We start from the raw sequence: 17,737 nt of genomic DNA, 5'->3' as shown, positions 1-17,737 counted from the left end.
TGTCTACAGGCCGTGCAGGACCTGTTGGCCTCACCGGTTTGTGTGGTCGATGGCTGCCGCCGCGGTGTGTGGATGGGAGGGCGCTGGCGGTCACTGGCACGCCGGCCGCTGCTGTTTGCGCTGCTGCGTGCCCTCGGCCAGGCGTGGCCGGGGGATGTCGACCGCGACGTGTTGATTGCCGAGGTATTCCGCACGCGTGATGGCGACGACAGCCACCGCGCGCGGCTCCGGGTGGAAATGGGGCGCGTCCGCGCTGCGGTGAAGGGACTGCTGTCGGTGGAAGCGACCGCCAACGGCTACCGCCTGGTAGCCGCGCCCGGCATCGCGGTGGTGGTGCTGGCGCCTCCGATCGAAGGCGAGCAGGGCGCCGTTGCCGCATTGCTGGCCGATGGGGCGGCCTGGTCCAGTTCGGCACTGGCCTTGGCGCTGGGCACCAGCCAGCGCACGGTGCAGCGCGCGTTGGCGGCACTGGAAAGCACCGGCCAGGCACGCGCGACCGGGCGCGGGCGCACGCAGCGCTGGTGGGCCACGCCGCTGTCCGGATTCACGACGATCTTGTTACTCCCGGCCGCGCTGCCGGGCGACTAGGGTGGTTGCCAGGCACCCCTACCGATGTGCCAGGAGATGCTGCAATGAACACTGGAACGCTGAACCCCACCGCTGCCCCGCACGTGCACGACGCCGAGGTGGCCCGCGAATATGGTCCCTTTGACAGCGCCGACTGCATCCACGGCGTCAGCTTCGATGGCCGCCATGTCTGGGCCGCCACCGGCCCGGCGCTGCTGGCCTTCGATCCGGACAGCGGCGCCCCGGTACGCACGCTGGCCGTGCCCTGCGATGCGGGCACCGCGTTCGACGGTACCCACCTCTACCAGATCGCCGAAGCGCGCATCGACAGGATCGACCCGCAGACCGGCAACGTGCTGGCCTCGATTCCCGCGCCTGGCGGCGGCACCGATTCGGGCATGGCCTGGGCCGAAGGCAGCCTGTGGGTGGGGCAATACCGCGAACGCCGCATCCACCAGGTGGATCCGGCCACGGGCGAGGTGCTGCGCACGATTGAATCGGACCGCTTCGTCACCGGCGTCACCTGGGTCGATGGCCAGCTCTGGCATGGTACCGACGATGGCGAGCGCAGCGACATCCGCCGCGTGGATGCCCAGAGCGGGCAGGTGCTGGAGCAGCTGCGCATGCCCGAGGGCATGCATGTCAGCGGTCTGGAGGCCGATGGCGCGGGCCTGTTCTACGCCGGCGGCGGGCGCAGCGGCAAGGTGCGGGCGGTGCGCCGGCCGCGCACTTAACGTGACGCATTCTCATTTGAGGGGTAAGATGCCGCCGCACCGGGCCCCCTCTGCATGTCCTCCAACGCATCCACCCTGACCGACCTGTTGATCCGCGAACGCCCGGCGCTGCTGCGTCGGGTGCAGCGGATACTGGGCAGCGACGGCAGTGCCGAAGACGTGATCCAGGCCATCTGGTTCAAGGCGCGCGGGGTGGATGCCGGGGTGACCATCGACAACCCGCGGGCCTATCTGTACCGTCTGGCCACCAACCTGGCCACCGACCAGGGCCGGGAACGCAGCCGCCAGACGCGGCTGTTGGCCGACCACTACCTGTGGGGGCCGGATGAAGTGCTGTCCACGGAAGAACAGGCCATGGCCCAGGACGAGCTGCAGCGCGTGCTCGCCGCCGCCGACCACCTTCCCGAACCGACCCGCACGATCTTCCGCCTCAACCGGTTGCAGGGGCTGACCCAGGCGGAAATTGCCCGGCGCCGTAGCGTGTCGGTCACGACCGTGGAAAACCATGTACGCGCTGCGTTGCAGCGGCTGGCATGGGCGCGCAGCGGGCGGTGAGGCGCGGGGGCTTGGGGAAGTGCCGTTCCCACACGTCTTGATGGTATCGGCGCTGCCCTTCGCACCCTTGCCAGCCATGAGCCCGCACGACCTGCCTACCGACCCGACCGCGCCCACCTCGCCCGACCTGCTTGCCGAACAGGCGCAGGCGTGGATCACCTGGCTGGCCTCCGGCGCCGTGGACGCGCCGCGAATGCAGGCCTTCGAACACTGGCTCAGCCTGCCCGGGCACCGCCGCGCGTTCGAATACGAGCGCCAGCTGTGGCAGGCCGTGGCGCAGCCGCCGGCGGCGGCGAAGCGTTCGCATGTCCGCCGTCGTCGCGTTCCCCGTCTGGTGCTGGCCGCTGCCGCCGCGCTGGCGCTGGTGTGGGTGTCACCCGAAGCCTGGTTGCGCCTGCGTGCCGATTACCGCAGCAGCCACGAAGTGGTCACGCTCGCGCTGCCCGATGGCAGCCGCGCGGTGCTCGATGCCGATTCGGCGATTGCCGTGGACTATGACGACCAGCGCCGCAGCATCCGCCTGCTGCGCGGGCGCGCCTGGTTCGAAGTTGCGCCCGGGCGCGCGCAGCCGTTCCAGGTGACCGCACAGGACGGTGTGGTGGAGGACATCGCCACGGCGTTCGCGGTGGCCAGCACCCCGCGGGGAGTGGAAGCGGAAGTCTCGCAGGGCCAGGTCCGCGTCGCGGCCTCGCCCAACGGCGGCTGGACCTACCTGCTGGCTGGCCAGCGCGCCGGCTTTGCGCCCGGCGGCCGGGTGGTGCGCCATGACGACCTGGCCCCCGACCGCATTGCCGCATGGCGCGACGGCGAGCTGCTGCTCGATGCCAGCGGCGTGGCCGACGCGGTCGCGCAGATTGCCCCCTATCGCCAGGGCCCCACGTTCGTGCGCGGCGACCTGTCGTCGCTGCCCGCCGTCAACGCCGCACTGCGCGTGGACCAGCCCGAGCAGGCGCTGGATGCGCTGGCGATGTCGGCCGGGCTGCGCATCACCCGCCTGCCGATGGGCGTGGCGATCGTGAGCGCCACCCCCGCGCGCTGAATGCGCCTTGGGGAAGGGATCGCCCCGCACGTCTTACCCCCGAACGTACCCGCCGCCGCCACGTACGTCGCAGCGCCCGCACCCCGTGCGGGGAAGCCGTGCTTTCGCGGCATCGCCTCTGAACAGGTTTCAACATGCTTCCCATTTCCCGACCGGCGCCGATGCTGCGCCCGTCCCGCCTGTGCACCGCGTTGTTGGCCGCCGGCCTGGCCTCGGCCACCGCGTTGCCGGCACTGGGCCAGTCCGGCGACACCGCCCCACTGGCCGCCACCCGCCCCTTCGATATCCCCGCCCAACCGCTGGCCGATGCGCTGCGCAGTTACATGCGCCAGTCCGGTGTGCAGATGGCCTACCCGGCCGCACTCGTCAACGGTGCCAGCTCCACCGCGGTATACGGCGCGCTGGATGCGCAGGCCGCACTGGCGCAGCTGCTGCAGGGCAGTGGCTTGGCACCGCGCGCGCTGGGGCCGGGCGCGGTCACCCTGGAACGCGCGCCGCGCGGCCAGGGCCAGGATGGCGTGATCCACACCGCGCCCCTGCGCGTGGCCGGTGACCAGGCCAGCGCCGAAGGCACCGCCGAGCGTGCGCTCGAGCAGTACCGCAGCAGCGGTTCGAGCGTGTATGTGCCACGGACCACCCTCGAGCGCTTCCGTGGCACCTCCACCGCCGACATCGTCAAGGGCGTGGTCGGCGTGACCGCCGGTGATCCGCGCACGGCCAACGCGTTGGATCTCAACATCCGTGGCATCCAGGGCCAGAGCCGCATCCCGGTGATCATCGACGGCGGGCAGTCCACCATGGACACCTACCGCGGCTATGCCGGCCAGTCGCAGCGCACCTACCTCGACCCGGATCTGATTTCCAGCCTCACCGTGACCAAGGGCCCCAGCCTGGGCGCCAATGCGTCGGGCGGCATCGGCGGCGTGGTGGAAATGGAAACGCTGAACATCGGCGACGTGCTGCGCGACGGCCAGGACGCCGGCCTGCGCGTGCGCAGCGGCATCTCCAACGGCAGCGCGCGTGACCTTCCCGCCTACAACGGCACCCCCGGTACCGACCGCAGCAGCCTCGGCGGGCAGTTCTTCAACATCGCCGGCGGCAAGCACTGGGAAAGTTTTGACCTGGTGGCGGCCTACGCGTGGCGCGATACCGGCAACTACTATTCGGGCAAGCATGGCTACGACGATTTCCCGCAGACCCGGCGCACCCTGGCACCGTTGAACCCGCCCAACACCGAAGTGTTCAACACCTCCTCCAAGTCCAACTCGGTGCTGCTCAAGGGCACCTGGCGGATCGATGACGTGCAGACGCTGGAGGCCGGCTACCGCCACTACAGCGGCCGCCAGGGTGAAATCATGGCCTCGCAGATCATCCGCGTGGACCGCGACCGCGTGCCGCAGTGGGAGCCGGGCAGCGTGGACCTGGATGCCTACAACCTGCGCTACCGCTTCAACCCGGGCAACGACATCGTCGACCTGAAGGCCAACCTCTGGTACACCGAGGCCGACAGCCTGATGTACAACGGCCTGACCGGCATCACCCCGTGGTACTTCGACCGCCGCACCGAATGGTATGACGGCCCGACCTTCAACACCGACCCCGGTTACAAGGATGCCTACCGCAACGACATGAGCCAGACGCGGTTCGGCCTGGACGTGTCCAACACCACGGTGATGACTACCGACAGCGCCGGCTTGTTCACCTTCGACTACGGGCTGTCCTTCAGCGATGAAGACGTGGGCCCGGGCGAGAGCGCGCCGATCATGCACGACGACCTGGTCAACAACCGCTTCCTGCGCAATGCCACGCGCAGGGAATACAGCGCGGTGGCCTCGATGAAATGGCAGCCGGGCGAGCGCTGGGACATCCTGGTGGGTGGCCGCTTCAACCGCGTCAGCATCCACGACCGCAACCGCCTGGCCACGCCGGAAACCGAGGAAGTGATCGGCCAGTACCGCTATACCCAGCTGCTCAACGGCAACCCGGCGCTGCCGGCCTGGCGCGCGCAGCGGATCGCCATGCTCAACTGGTACCCGGATGCGAACGGCCAGTTCACCGAGGCCTCGCTGCTGGCTTCGCCGTACAAGAAGGGCACGGTGGCCGACATCACCGGCTGGAATTTCCACGATGTCACCGCCACCGAAGACCTGGTCGTGCCCACCAGCTGGACCTGGTCGCAGCCGATCCGCCGTACCGACAACGCGTTCATGCCCACCGCCAGCGTCACCTGGCACGCCGATGAAGACAGCCTGGTCTACCTCAAGTACGCCGAAGGCGTGAAGCTGCCCAGCCTGTTCGAAAGCACCCTGGGCCTGTTCACCGCGGCCAAGCCGGTGGGCGGCGAACTCAAGCCCGAGCGCGCGGGCACCTGGGAAGTGGGCGCCAGCACCGTGCGCCATGATCTGTTTGCCGAAGGCGACCAGGCTGCGTTCAAGCTGGCCTATTTCAACACCCGCATCGACGACCTGATCACGCGCGACTACCGCACGTTGTCGGCCGGCTATATCCGCAACATCGACCGCTTCAAGGTCTCCGGGCTGGAGTTCCAGTCCAGCTATGACGCCGGCAAGGTGTTCGCCGATCTGTCGGCGCATTACTACTTCGAAGCCAAGACCTGCGCCCCGGACATCGCCGCCGAGCGCCGCGCATACGGCGTGCAGCGAAAGAACGAGGAACTGGCCAACACACCGGACTGCGTCGACGGTGGGTTCGAGGGGTCCTACAGCAACACCCAGAATCCGCCGCGCTACACGGTCAACCTGACGCTGGGCTCACGGCTGCTGGACCAGCGGCTGAGCTTCGGCACCCGCGTGATCCACAACAGCGGTCCGATCAGCAAACTGGACAAGGAATGGAACGTGGGCCTGTCGGCGATCCAGCAGCTGTACCAGCCGGCGACCATCGTGGACGTGTTCGCCAGCTGGCAGGCCAGCGAGCAGCTGGCGGTCGACTTCAACGTGGACAACCTGACCGACCGCTACTACCTCGACCCGCTCGCACTGGGCGTGATGCCGGCCCCTGGCCGGATCATGCGCCTGGCGGTCACTTGGCGGTATTGAGAAAACCCGCGAGCCGGGCTCTGCCCGGCTCGCGCGTACGCTAACGGGCGGTCGCATCCGCGTGCAGCGCCTCGTTCAACTCATCTACCACGATCGCCCAATCCGCATCTTCCTTCAGCTCTTCGCGCAGGAACTGACGCTGCGCATCGCTCCAGTAAGTGGCTTCGGCCAAGGTCACGTCGCCGGGCAGCTGGTGCGCCCGGATGAACGCCGCAATGGCCTCCGGGCTGGAGTCCAACCCCAACTGCTCGAACAGGTTGGTCATGCGCGATTCGGTGGTGTCCATCATGGCAATCCTTGTGGGCGGAAGAATGCTCCATTATCAACACCCCAAGGTGAGGATGGCATCGCCGGAATGGGGGGGAGGGCAGCACCGGCAATCCGGGTTGGGGTAGTCTGCGCGACAGGCGTCTTATCCCTGTGCCGGACCTTGCCCGGCGCTGCCACCTTCTTTCTGCCAGAACGCCATGAACGCCACCGATACCCTTGAAGCGACCCGCAGCCAGCGCCTGAAGGCCGCCACCCGAGACAGCCACGGCGCGCTGGACAAGCGCATCATGGCCGGCGAGATCTTCGCCGACCGTGGGCGGTTCGCGCGCTTCCTGCGGGTCCAGTACCGCTTCCACCGCGATATCGATGGCCTGTACGCCAACGCCGCGCTGGATGCGCTGCTGCCCGACCTGGCCGAACGCCGGCGGCTGCCGCAGGTCACCCGCGACCTGCGCGATCTGGAACAGACCCTGCCGGCCCCGGTGCCGCTGCGGCTGGACCCGGACCTGCCACTGGCTGCCGCACTGGGCTGGTTGTACGTGGCTGAAGGCTCCAACCTGGGCGGCACCATCCTGTACAAGATGGCCGCGCAGCTGGGCCTGGATGCGGACTTCGGCGCCCGCCACCTGGCCGCGCATCCCGATGGTGCCGCACGCCACTGGCGCGAGTTCACCGCCGCGCTGGACCGCGTCGTACTCACCGACGTCGAAGAGCAGCAGATGATCGATGCGGCCGATGCCGCGTTCCGCAGCGTGCACGATCACGTGGAGCTGGAATTCGCATGAGCAGGGCCGTGCGCGACGGGGCGCGCTGATGCGCTGGCTCTGGTTCTGCCTGGGCTGGGTGATGGTGGCGCTGGGGGTGATCGGCGCGCTGTTGCCGGTGATGCCCACTACCATCTTCCTGATCCTGGCAGTGGGTTGCTTCGCGCGCAGCTCACCGCGCTTCGAGCGCAAACTGCTGGAGCATCCGCGCTACGGCCCGTCGCTGCGCGCCTGGCGCGAGCAGGGCGCGGTAAGTCGCAAGGGCAAGGCATTTGCCGCCGGCGGCATGGCATTCGGGTTTGCGATGTTCTGCTGGGGCGCGAGGCCGTCGTGGCCGTTGCTGCTTGGCGTCGGGCTGTTCTTCGCCGCAAGCGCGGCCTACGTGTTGTCGCGGCCGACGCCGTTGCCGTGATGGTGCGGGCCAGGCGACACCCCATGGGACACGCACGGCGGGTTGCGTGCGCAGGATCATATCCGTGGTCGCCTGGTCTGGGGTCCCCGACCTTGGTCGGGGACCCGATAGGCGTTACAACAACGGCACCAGCAGCAGCGCCACGATGTTGATGATCTTGATCAGCGGATTGATCGCCGGGCCGGCGGTGTCCTTGTAGGGATCACCCACGGTATCGCCGGTCACCGCGGCCTTGTGCGCCTCGCTGCCCTTGCCGCCGAAGTGGCCGTCTTCGATGTACTTCTTGGCGTTGTCCCAGGCACCGCCGCCGGTGGTCATCGAGATCGCCACGAACAGGCCGGTCACGATGGTGCCGATCAACAGCCCGCCCAGCGCACGCGGCCCCAGCAGCAGGCCCACCACCACCGGCACCGCGACCGGCAACAGCGAAGGCACGATCATTTCGCGGATCGCCGAGCGGGTCAGCATGTCCACTGCGCGGTCGTACTGCGGCTTGCCGGTGCCTTCCATGATCCCGGGAATCTCGCGGAACTGCCGGCGCACCTCTTCCACCACCGCACCGGCGGCGCGGCCAACCGCTTCCATCGCCATCGCGCCGAACAGGTAGGGGATCAACCCGCCGATCAGCAGGCCGATGATCACCGTGTGGTCGGACAGGTCGAAGGCGAACACTTCACCCGGGTGCGCGGCCTGCAGGTTGTGGGTGTAATCGGCGAACAGCACCAGCGCGGCCAGTGCCGCCGAACCGATCGCATAGCCCTTGGTCACCGCCTTGGTGGTGTTGCCCACCGCATCGAGCGGATCGGTGATGTTGCGGATCTCCGGTGGCAGCTCGGCCATTTCGGCGATGCCGCCGGCGTTGTCGGTGATCGGCCCGTACGCATCCAGCGCCACGATCATGCCGGCCATCGACAGCATCGCGGTGGCCGCGATGGCGATGCCGTACAACCCGCCGTGCAGGTGCGCCAGCCAGATCGCCAGGCACACCGCGATCACCGGCAGCGCGGTGGACTTCATCGACACGCCCAGGCCAGCGATGATGTTGGTGCCGTGCCCGGTGGTGGAGGCCTGTGCCACATGCTGCACCGGCTTGTACTGGGTGCCGGTGTAGTACTCGGTGATCCACACGATCAGCCCGGTCAGCACCAGCCCGATCAGCGCGCAGATGTACAGGTTCGTTGCCCCGTGGGCGTTGTCCGGCATCAGCTGCAGGGTGATCGGGTAGAAGGCGATGGCGGCCAGCACGCCCGACACGATCACGCCCTTGTACAGCGCGCCCATGATCGAGCCGCCCGGCTTCACCTTGACGAATAGCGCGCCGATGATCGACGCGATGATCGACACCCCGCCCAGTACCAGTGGATACAGGATCGCGTTGCGACCGGCTTCGGCGATCATCAGGCTGCCCAGCAGCATGGTGGCGATCACCGTCACCGCGTAGGTTTCGAACAGGTCGGCAGCCATGCCGGCGCAGTCGCCGACGTTGTCGCCCACGTTGTCGGCAATCACCGCCGGGTTGCGCGGGTCGTCCTCGGGAATGCCGGCTTCGACCTTGCCGACCAGGTCCGCGCCCACGTCGGCACCCTTGGTGAAGATGCCGCCGCCCAGCCGGGCGAAGATCGAAATCAGCGAGGAGCCGAATGCCAATCCAACCAGCGCATGCAGCGCTGCGGCAGTGTCCAGCCCCATCCGCAGCAGCAGTGCGTAATAGCCGGCCACGCCGAGCAGGCCCAGCCCGACCACCAGCATGCCGGTGATCGCACCGCCACGGAACGCCACGTCCATGGCGGCACTGAGGCCATGGCGTGCCGCTTCGGCGGTGCGTACGTTGGCCCGCACCGACACGTTCATGCCGATGTAGCCGGCCGCACCGGACAGCACCGCACCGATCGCGAACCCGATTGCGGTGTACCAGCTGAGGAAAATGCCGACCAGCACGAACAGCACCGCGCCGGCGATGCCGATGGTGAGGTATTGGCGGTTGAGGTAGGCGCGCGCGCCTTCCTGGATGGCGGCGGCGATTTCCTGCATCCGGGCATTGCCCGCCGGTTGCCGGAGGATCCAGCGTGCCGACACGATGCCGTAGAGAATCGCGAGAATGGCGCAGAACAGCGCCAGAGAAAGCCCATAACGTTCCAGCATGTCCCCTCCCGGGTGATGGATGGCATCCAGTTGACGGACGAACCTCACCACGCGGGGCACAACGGGCTGCAACGATGGACCAACCCGTTCAGACCGTACCCGGTCATCAAGCGTGTGGCTTTGTTCAGCAATCCCTGGTGCCCCCGAGTATGCAGTGAAATCATCGCCTCTGCCCAGCGCTTGCGCCGAACAGCCCAACGAAGCCCTGATCCAAGGCGCACGAGGTTGTAGCGCCGATCGTTGGTCGGCTCCGCGGTTGGCGCAATCCCATCAGTCCGCGTGCGCCCCCTTGCCACACCGTTCATCCCCCCCAAGCCACCCTCACTCCACCCCAACGGAGGCTTCCCGCATGTCCCCCCGCCACCTCATCCTGCTGGCCCTGCTTCCTGCCCTTGCGGCTACTGCCGCCGAAACCCCCGAACGCCAGCGTCCGGTCGGCGCAGCTCAGGCAGTGAACGTCACCCACACCCTGCGCCAGATCCCCGAAGCCTGCGCCCGCCTGGAAGGCACCTTCACCGGCGACGCAGCGCAGCCCTACCGGTTCGTGGTCGCCCGCACCAGCGAGCAGTGCCAGCCACGCGCGAAGTTCGTCGACTTCGACAAAGCGCAGCCCAGCGAAGCCAAAGGCTGGAAGCTCAACGACGTGATCCGCGTGCCCAGCGCGGCCTGTCCCACCCAGCAGGCAGTAGTGAGGGTCTGGCGCCTGCCGATGGAACAGAAGCTGCAGCTCGATGGCCAGGGCCAGTCGCGCATCTACCTGGAAGAGGCCAAGAAGCAGGCCGCTGCCGGCCAGATCGCGGAGATTCCGATGTTCGCGGCGAAGATGACCGTGGAAGGCAAGGCCTGCCCGTAACGCGCGCAACAAAAAGCCCGTAGAGCCACGCACTGCGTGGCTGCACAGTGCCCGCAGGCCCGTTACGCCTCAAATGCCGGCAGCTTTTTCTTCACCGCCACATTCTTCAGGGTCACGTACTTCGGCAGTCCATCGGTGCCGTAGGGCAGCGGTGCCTCGCCCTTGATCAGCGGCGACAGGTACGCGCGGGCCTTGTCGGTGATGCCGAAGCCATCGCGGCGGATGAAGCCGGCCGGCATCTTCTTCTCGTGGTTGGCCACCTTGTGCAGCGGCGCCGGCTCGATCTTCCAGCGGTACGGGGCGTCGCTGCTGCGCACGATCACCGGCATCACCGCGTTCTGGCCCTTCAGCGCGTACTGCACCGCCGCCTTGCCCACCGCCTGCGCCTGTTCCCAGTCGGTCTTCGAGGCAATGTGCCGGGCCGAGCGCTGCAGGTAGTCGGGCAGGGTCCAGTGCACCTTGTAGCCCAGCGTGTCCTTGACCCGCGCGGCCAACTGCGAGGCCACCCCGCCCAGCTGGGTGTGCCCGAACGAATCCTTGCCGCCGCCGGCATCTGCCACGAACCGGCCATCGGCGGTCTGGATGCCTTCGGAGGCCACCACCACGCAGTGGCCCACGCGTTCCACCACCTGCTTCACCTTGGCCAGGAACGCGGCTTCGTCGTAGGCGCGCTCGGGCAGCAGGATGATATGCGGGGCTTCGTCCGGTCCGTTTCCGGCCAGCCCGGCCGCAGCCGCCAGCCAGCCCGCATGCCGGCCCATGGCCTCGTACACGAACACCTTGGTGGAGGTTTCGGCCATGGCCGCCACGTCCAGCGCCGCCTCGCGCACCGACACGGCGGTGTACTTGGCCGCCGAACCGAAGCCCGGGCAGGTGTCGGTCACCGCCAGGTCGTTGTCGATGGTCTTGGGCACGCCGATGCAGGTGAGGTCGTAATCGAAGGCCTTGGCCAGCTGGGACACCTTCCAGGCGGTATCGGCCGAATCGTTGCCGCCGTTGTAGAGGAACCAGCGCACGTCGTGGGCGCGCAGCACCGCCAGCAGCCGCTCGTAGCGGGCCCGGTCGGCCTCCAGCGATTTGAGCTTGTAGCGGCAGGAGCCGAAGGCGCCGCCGGGGGTATGGGCCAGCGCCGCAATCGCCGCCGCCGACTCCTTCGAGGTGTCGATCAGCTCCTCGCGCAGCGCGCCCAGGATGCCGTTGCGCGCGGCCAAGACCTTGATTCCCTTGGCCCTGGCGGTGCTGATCACCGCCGAGGCGGTGGCATTGATGACGGCGGTGACGCCGCCTGACTGGGCGTACAGCAGGGTACCTTTGGACATGGTGGGACCTTTGTCGGGGGGAAGGACATTGCAGGGACATTACCGGTATGAGGTAAAGTGCGCGTATTGCGGTGCAGCGTGATTGTGGACAATCCCGGGCGCGCGCCCTTCCGTTTTTTACCAAGTTGGAGTCAGGTTGATGCGATTGGTTCTGTTGGGACCGCCCGGTTCGGGCAAGGGGACGCAGGCGACGCGCCTGAAGGAACACCTGAACATTGCGCACATTTCCACCGGTGACCTGCTGCGCGCCGAAGTGGCTGCCGGCACCGAGCTGGGCAAGCAGGCCAAGGCCGTGATGGATGCCGGCAACCTGGTGTCCGATGACATCCTGCTGGGCATGCTGGAATCGCGCCTGGGCCAGGCAGACGTGGCCAATGGCTTCATCCTGGACGGTTACCCGCGCAACGTGGCGCAGGCCAACGCGCTGGACGCCGTGCTGGCCAAGATCGGCCAGCCGCTGGATGCGGTGGTGCAGCTGGATGTGCCTAGCGAACTGCTGGTCGAGCGCATTGCCGGCCGCGCCCAGGAACAGGGCCGCGCCGATGACAATCCCGAATCGGTGCGCAAGCGCCTGCAGGTCTACACCGACCAGACCGCGCCGGTGGTGGATTTCTATGCGGGCCGCGGCACCCTGGCGCGCGTTGATGGCGTTGGCGAGCTTGCCGACGTGGAAGCGCGCATCCAGGCAGCGCTCAAGCGCTGACAACCTACACGCGCACGCCCGGTCCTATCGGAACCGGGCGTGCGGTGTAGAGCGCCAGCGATCGGGCCTGCTCAGGGCCCCACACCATGAGCCCCCCCTGGGGACGGCCTCTTGGGGAGTAGGACCATCGGGGGTAGTGCGGCTGGCGCGCTGAATTGTGTACGTGTTCACAGTACGCCGCTATCGGGAATTCCCTGACACCCCGACATCCTTTTCGATCGTTGTTCGCAGCCAGGCAGGACCTGGCTCTACCCGCTGCTGTTGGCGATAGGCGACAATCGGGTGATGAGCACGATCCACATTCTTGGAATTGCCGGCACCTTCATGGGCGGCGTGGCCGCCCTGGCGCGGGAACTGGGCCATACGGTCCGTGGCAGCGACCAGGCGATCTATCCGCCGATGTCCACCCAGCTGGAACAGCTGGGCATCGCCCTGGACCCGGGCTATCGCGCCGACAGCGTGGCCCGCGATTGCGATGAAGTCGTGGTCGGCAACGCGTTGTCGCGTGGCAACCCGGCCGTGGAGGCGGTGCTGGATGCCGGGCAGCGCTACATCTCCGGAGCGCAGTGGCTGTCCGAACAGGTGCTGCCGGGCCGCGACACGCTGGCCGTGGCCGGTACCCACGGCAAGACCACCACCACCACCATCCTGACCTGGCTGCTGCAGGCCGCTGGCCGTGAGCCGGGCTTCCTGATCGGCGGCGTGGCCGAGGATTTCGGCGTGTCCGCACGGGTGGGGCAGGGCCGCGAGTTCGTGGTCGAGGCCGACGAGTACGACACGGCGTTCTTCGACAAGCGCAGCAAGTTCGTGCACTACCGCCCGCTGGTGGCGATCCTCAACAACCTCGAATACGACCACGCCGACATCTTCCCGGACGTGGCCGCGATCCAGCGCCAGTTCCACCACCTGGTGCGCACCGTGCCCGCGCGCGGACGGCTGATCGTCAACGGCGAAGACACCTACCTGGCCGAAGTGCTGGCGATGGGTTGCTGGACGCCGGTGGAACGCTTCGGTTTCGATCCCGGGTTGGAATGGCATGCCGAACTGGTCAATGCCGACGGCAGCGCCTTCATCGTGCACCACCGTGGCGTGGCGCTGGGCGAAGTGCGCTGGTCGCTGCTGGGCCGCCACAACGTGCTCAACGGCCTGGCCGCGTTGGCGGCCGCGCACGCGGTAGGCGTTGCGCCGGCCAGCGTGATCCCGGCATTGGCGCAGTTCCGCAGCGTCAAGCGGCGCATGGAAGTGATCGGCGTGGCCGACGACATCACGGTCTACGACGACTTCGCCCATCATCCCACCGCCATCCGCACCACGCTGGAAGGCCTGCGCGCCAAGGTCGGCGCGCGCCGCATCGTGGTTGCGATGGAACCGCGCAGCAACTCGATGCGGCTGGGCGCACACGCTGATGCGCTGGCCCCTTCGCTGGCGCTGGCCGACGCGGTGGTGTTCCTGCACCGGCCGGAACTGGCTTGGGATGCGGCCAGCGTGATCGCCGCCGTGCGCGGCGACGCGCACGCCGTGCCCGATACCGACGCACTGCTGGCACGACTGGGTGCCACCGTGCAGCCGGGCGACCATGTGGTGTTCATGTCCAATGGCGGCTTCGACGGCGCGCCGCGCCGCTTCCTGGCCCAGCTGCAGGCGCGGTGATCGGGTTGGCCATGACCGATTCCGTTGCCACGCTGCCGCTGTTCCCGCTGCACGCGGTGCTGCTGCCCGGCGCCACGCTGGGCCTGCGCGTGTTCGAGCGCCGCTACCTGGACATGCTGCGCGAGTGCAGCCGCAACAACACCCACTTCGGGGTCTGCCTGATCCTGGACGGTGATGAAGTCGGGGCCCCGGCCACCCCGGCCGCGCACGGGGTGGAAGCGCGCATTGAGGATTTCGACATGGGCGACGACGGCGTGCTGGTGCTGCGCCTGCGTGGCCATCGCCGGTTCCATGTGCGCCAGGTGCGGGTGCGCGACAACGGCCTGATCATGGCCGAGGTGGAATGGAGCACGCCCGACCACGACGACGAACTGCGCCCGGAACATGCGCTGCTGTCCACCGTGCTGGGCCACATCATCGAACAGGCCGGCACCGCGTTCGCGCCCGCGCATCCGGCGCTGCTGGACCAGGCCGCCTGGGTCGGCTGGCGGCTGGCCGAACTGCTGCCGCTGGAGGAATCGCAGCGCCTGCAGCTGCTGCAGCACGACGACCCGCACCAGCGCCTTGACGCGCTGCTGCGCTGGATGCCGGCCAACTCAACGCCGATCGACGAGAACTGGTAACCCGAACCGGGTGACCCCGACCGGTAGATCACGACCGTTGGTCGTGATCGCTCTCAATACGTCCGCACGCGCAACACCGGCATGCCGGTCTCAGGATGCGTTCCGACCTCCTGCGGCAACCCTTCCAGCGCCTCGCGCACCGCCTTCAGCGACGGATCGATGCCGCGCATCGGCCGCCACATCCCGATCAGGTGGAAGTGCTGGTAGTGCAGCGTCTGCGCGCTGCCCAGCCACAGCGGCTGGTCGCCTGGCTGCAGCTGGGTAGCGGCCGGCCACAGGCGCAGCGCGAAGATCTCGTTGGGCGCATTGCCCGGGCGCAGCAGCAGCAGCGATTCAACCTGCGTATCCAGCGTGGCCGGCAGCACCGGCACTTCGTCCGGGGTGGCCGACTTGTCCAGCATCAGCAGCGCCTGTTCCCAACCGGCCTGCGGCTGCACGCGCCAGCCCTGGCTTTCCAGGCGCTCGCGCAGCGGCGCCAGCGGCCCGGCCACCTGCACGTCCAGCGGCCAGCGCTGGTCATCATCGAATTCATTGCGGCGCGAAGGCTGGGCGCGCCACTGGCTGCCCCACCAGTCCTGCGCGGCCACATTGGCCGGCGCCGGCTGGGCCGGCTCGAAACGCTCCAGCTTCGCCTCGGTATTGCGCGGCGCATACCACAACGCGGCCACCGCGAAAGTACCGTAGAACAGCCACGACACCGGCTTGACCCAGAACGAGCGGTTGAAGCGGCGGCGGTAGGCGATGCCCAGCACCAGCAGCCAGAAGATGCCGAACAGCATCCCGCCGACCACGTCGCTCAGCCAGTGCGCGCCCAGGTACAGCCGCGAGAAGCCGATCAGGCTGACGATGATGCCCGACAGCAGGTACGGCCACACACGGGTGCGGCCGGGCAGCTCGCGCGCGATCAGTACCGCAAAGAAACCGAAGGTGATAGTGGCCATGGTCACCGACACCGACGGGAAGCCGAAGCCGCTGCTCGCCCCCGGCGGACGCACCACGGTCACCGTGGCGCCCAGCAGCTTGGTCAGCGCCAGCCCGAAGGCCAGTGCGGCCAGCCAGTGCGCGGCCGCCATCCAGCGCCGGCGCCAGATCAGGTAGCCCATGGTGACTGCCGTGGCAGGCAGCAATACCGGCCAGGCGCCCAGCGAGGCCAGTGCCGCCATCGGGTAATCAGCCAGCGGATTGCGCAGCGCCAGCATCGCCTGGTGCACGGCCAGGTCCAGGCTGAGCGGTTCGCCGTGGGCCACCACCGCCATCAGCAAGGCGAACCAGCACCAGCCCAGCAACAGCAGCATCAATGCCAGCATCGCCAGCGGTACCGATTCACGGCGCTGGGGGTCGAACACCGACACCGAGTAGCGACCCAGCGTGGGGTGGCGCTGCGACCAGCGCAGCAGGCCGGCCAGCCAGTTGTCCATGCGCGCGGCCGACCAGCGGTAGCCGTACAGCACGATCGCCCAGACCACGCCCATCACCACGCCGACCAATGCCAGCACCATCACCAGCCGCCCGGCCACGGCGGCCACCGCGTCGTAGGCCTCGCCCAGCACCCAGCCCGGGGCCAGGAACAGCACCGCCCAGGACAGGCTGGCGATGCCGCTGGCCTGCACATAACGCATGGCCGGCATGTTCATCATGCCGGCGATGGCCGGCACGAACGGACGGATCGCGCCCACATAGCGCGCCACCAGGATGCTCTTGAAGGCATTGCGGCGGAACATCGTCTCGCCACGGTCGAGCAGCTGCGGGTAGCGGCTGAACGGCCAGAAGCCGCGCAGCCGGTCACCCCAGCGCCGGCCGATCCAGTAGCTGATGCCATCGCCGGCGAACGCACCCAGCGCCGCGCACGCCACGGCGTACGGTCCGGAGATCTGGCCCAGGCCGATGAACACGCCCACTGCGAACAGCAGCGGCAGCGCGGGCACGATGGCGCCAAGCACGATGACGGCATCGCAGAAGGCGATGAGGAAGATGACCGCACCGGCAAGCACGGGGTGAGCTGAGATCCACGCAAGCGTGGCATCGATCCATGACGAGTCCATCGGGGGATTATAGAGGGGCCAAAGTGACTGACTCCCGGCCAGCTAGAATGGCCGGCATGAATCGCCCGCTCCCGCCTGCCGCACACGCCCTCAAGGCCGACAGTTTTGGCCGCATCCTGCTGATGGAGGAGGGCGGCACGCGCTTCGTCCGCCGCGACCTGGGCGCCACCCCGTGGTGGCTGCGGCTGCCGGCCTGGTGGCTGGCCCGGCGTGAAGCCCGCGCGCTGGCGCATCTGAATGGCATGCCCGACACCCCGGCGCTGCTGGCCTGGAACGGCCGCTGGCTGGACCGCAGCTTCATGGCCGGCGACGCCATGTACCAGCGCCCGCCGCGTGGCGACGTAGCCTACTTCCGCGCCGCACGTCGGTTGCTGCAGCGGGTGCACCGCCACGGCATCGCCCACAACGACCTGGCCAAGGAAGCGAACTGGCTGGTGCGCGAAGACGGCAGCCCAGCGCTGATCGACTTCCAGCTGGCCGTGATCGGCAACCCGCGCTCGCGCTGGATGCGCCTGCTGGCCCGCGAAGACCTGCGCCACCTGCTCAAGCACAAGCGCATGTACTGCCGCGAGTCACTGACCCCGGTGGAAAAGCGCGTACTCAAGCGCCACTCGTGGGTGCGCGACCTGTGGTTCCGCACCGGCAAGCCGGTGTACCGGTTCGTGACCCGGAAGATCCTCCACTGGGAAGACAATGAAGGGCAGGGGCCGAAGCCGTGACCTGGCGTGGCAGGTACCGGACATGGAGCGGCGCAGGCATCCTGGGATAAGGAAATTAACCATGCACAAGACGGTCCACATAGCCCTCGCACTGGCAGCGCTCGCGCTCGGCATCTGGGCGTATTACGCCATGCCCGGCTGGATGGGGCTGATGGTGTGTGGTGTTCTCTTGGTATGCGCAGCAGTCGCAACCGTCGTTGCCGCGCTGGGTCGCGGGGCACGGCAACGGGTTGCACGGCTGTGGAGGGAATTCTTCGATTCCCTCTACGGACTCTGATGCACCAAT

16 protein-coding genes and 1 pseudogene are annotated in these 17,737 nt (G+C 68.1%); 13 read left to right on the top strand and 4 right to left on the bottom strand.

Translation table 11 applies throughout. The features are described from left to right. From ACQG3P_RS17140 to ACQG3P_RS17120, 5 genes and pseudogenes are all read left to right on the top strand, one after another. Positions 1–588: pseudogene (locus tag ACQG3P_RS17140) on the top strand (helix-turn-helix domain-containing protein); the annotation flags it as partial. Positions 589–632: 44 nt separating this feature from the next. Next, positions 633–1,301 (top strand): DUF5074 domain-containing protein, encoded by a 669-nt coding sequence (locus ACQG3P_RS17135; RefSeq protein ID WP_426805721.1) that lies wholly within the window; start codon positions 633–635, stop codon positions 1,299–1,301. A 54-nt stretch (positions 1,302–1,355) separates the two neighbouring features. Continuing rightward, the gene (locus ACQG3P_RS17130; RefSeq protein WP_426805720.1) at positions 1,356–1,856 is read left to right on the top strand and encodes an RNA polymerase sigma factor; all 501 of its coding nucleotides are present in this window, start codon (positions 1,356–1,358) and stop codon (positions 1,854–1,856) included. Between the two features lie 76 nt (positions 1,857–1,932). After that, positions 1,933–2,895, top strand: coding sequence for a FecR family protein (locus ACQG3P_RS17125; RefSeq protein ID WP_426805719.1), 963 nt, complete (start codon positions 1,933–1,935; stop codon positions 2,893–2,895). A 134-nt stretch (positions 2,896–3,029) separates the two neighbouring features. Next, positions 3,030–5,954 carry a TonB-dependent receptor domain-containing protein gene (locus tag ACQG3P_RS17120; protein WP_426805718.1) on the top strand — a complete coding sequence of 975 codons (2,925 nt, stop codon included), beginning with the start codon at positions 3,030–3,032 and terminating at the stop codon, positions 5,952–5,954. 40 nt (positions 5,955–5,994) lie between these two features. Here ACQG3P_RS17120 and ACQG3P_RS17115 read toward each other — a convergent pair whose 3' ends face one another. Then, positions 5,995–6,240: a DUF2789 domain-containing protein gene (locus ACQG3P_RS17115; RefSeq protein ID WP_068854771.1), complete on the bottom strand. Its 246-nt coding sequence runs from the start codon at positions 6,238–6,240 to the stop codon at positions 5,995–5,997. A 181-nt stretch (positions 6,241–6,421) separates the two neighbouring features. On the opposite strand from ACQG3P_RS17115, the gene ACQG3P_RS17110 reads away from it, so the two are divergent. Further along, on the top strand, positions 6,422–7,009 hold the full coding sequence (locus tag ACQG3P_RS17110) for a biliverdin-producing heme oxygenase (RefSeq protein ID WP_426805717.1): 588 nt from the start codon (positions 6,422–6,424) through the stop codon (positions 7,007–7,009). 28 nt (positions 7,010–7,037) lie between these two features. Further along, complete coding sequence (locus ACQG3P_RS17105) at positions 7,038–7,400, top strand: YbaN family protein (RefSeq protein WP_068853917.1); 363 nt, start codon at positions 7,038–7,040, stop codon at positions 7,398–7,400. 114 nt (positions 7,401–7,514) lie between these two features. Here ACQG3P_RS17105 and ACQG3P_RS17100 read toward each other — a convergent pair whose 3' ends face one another. Further along, on the bottom strand, positions 7,515–9,542 hold the full coding sequence (locus ACQG3P_RS17100) for a sodium-translocating pyrophosphatase (RefSeq protein ID WP_093533627.1): 2,028 nt from the start codon (positions 9,540–9,542) through the stop codon (positions 7,515–7,517). Between the two features lie 349 nt (positions 9,543–9,891). On the opposite strand from ACQG3P_RS17100, the gene ACQG3P_RS17095 reads away from it, so the two are divergent. Next, positions 9,892–10,395: a hypothetical protein gene (locus ACQG3P_RS17095; protein ID WP_210130995.1), complete on the top strand. Its 504-nt coding sequence runs from the start codon at positions 9,892–9,894 to the stop codon at positions 10,393–10,395. A gap of 62 nt (positions 10,396–10,457) precedes the next feature. Here the strand turns inward: ACQG3P_RS17095 and ACQG3P_RS17090 are convergent, their stop codons facing one another. Then, entirely contained in the window at positions 10,458–11,714 is a 1,257-nt protein-coding gene (locus tag ACQG3P_RS17090) for a 6-phosphofructokinase (RefSeq protein ID WP_249833055.1), read from the bottom strand. Positions 11,715–11,853: 139 nt separating this feature from the next. On the opposite strand from ACQG3P_RS17090, the gene ACQG3P_RS17085 reads away from it, so the two are divergent. From ACQG3P_RS17085 to ACQG3P_RS17075, 3 genes are all read left to right on the top strand, one after another. Next, positions 11,854–12,417 (top strand): adenylate kinase, encoded by a 564-nt coding sequence (locus ACQG3P_RS17085; RefSeq protein ID WP_068853913.1) that lies wholly within the window; start codon positions 11,854–11,856, stop codon positions 12,415–12,417. Between the two features lie 285 nt (positions 12,418–12,702). Next, positions 12,703–14,067: a UDP-N-acetylmuramate:L-alanyl-gamma-D-glutamyl-meso-diaminopimelate ligase gene (mpl, locus tag ACQG3P_RS17080; protein ID WP_426805716.1), complete on the top strand. Its 1,365-nt coding sequence runs from the start codon at positions 12,703–12,705 to the stop codon at positions 14,065–14,067. An 11-nt stretch (positions 14,068–14,078) separates the two neighbouring features. Next, the gene (locus ACQG3P_RS17075) at positions 14,079–14,690 is read left to right on the top strand and encodes an LON peptidase substrate-binding domain-containing protein (protein WP_426805715.1); all 612 of its coding nucleotides are present in this window, start codon (positions 14,079–14,081) and stop codon (positions 14,688–14,690) included. 53 nt (positions 14,691–14,743) lie between these two features. On the opposite strand, the gene ACQG3P_RS17070 is transcribed toward ACQG3P_RS17075, so the two are convergent. Continuing rightward, positions 14,744–16,732, bottom strand: a complete 1,989-nt coding sequence (locus tag ACQG3P_RS17070; protein ID WP_426805714.1) for a bifunctional DedA family/phosphatase PAP2 family protein — start codon at positions 16,730–16,732, stop codon at positions 14,744–14,746. A gap of 56 nt (positions 16,733–16,788) precedes the next feature. On the opposite strand from ACQG3P_RS17070, the gene ACQG3P_RS17065 reads away from it, so the two are divergent. Further along, positions 16,789–17,451, top strand: coding sequence for a serine/threonine-protein kinase (locus ACQG3P_RS17065; RefSeq protein ID WP_426805713.1), 663 nt, complete (start codon positions 16,789–16,791; stop codon positions 17,449–17,451). A gap of 61 nt (positions 17,452–17,512) precedes the next feature. Further along, on the top strand, positions 17,513–17,728 hold the full coding sequence (locus tag ACQG3P_RS17060; RefSeq protein WP_426805712.1) for a hypothetical protein: 216 nt from the start codon (positions 17,513–17,515) through the stop codon (positions 17,726–17,728). Positions 17,729–17,737 lie beyond the last annotated feature (9 nt).

Origin of the sequence: Stenotrophomonas sp. SrG, assembly GCF_050031795.1 — a bacterium.
GTDB classification, from domain to species: domain Bacteria; phylum Pseudomonadota; class Gammaproteobacteria; order Xanthomonadales; family Xanthomonadaceae; genus Stenotrophomonas; species Stenotrophomonas rhizophila_A.
The sequence above is the reverse complement of the archived record's forward strand: the minus strand, read 5'-3'. Positions and strand labels throughout refer to the sequence as shown.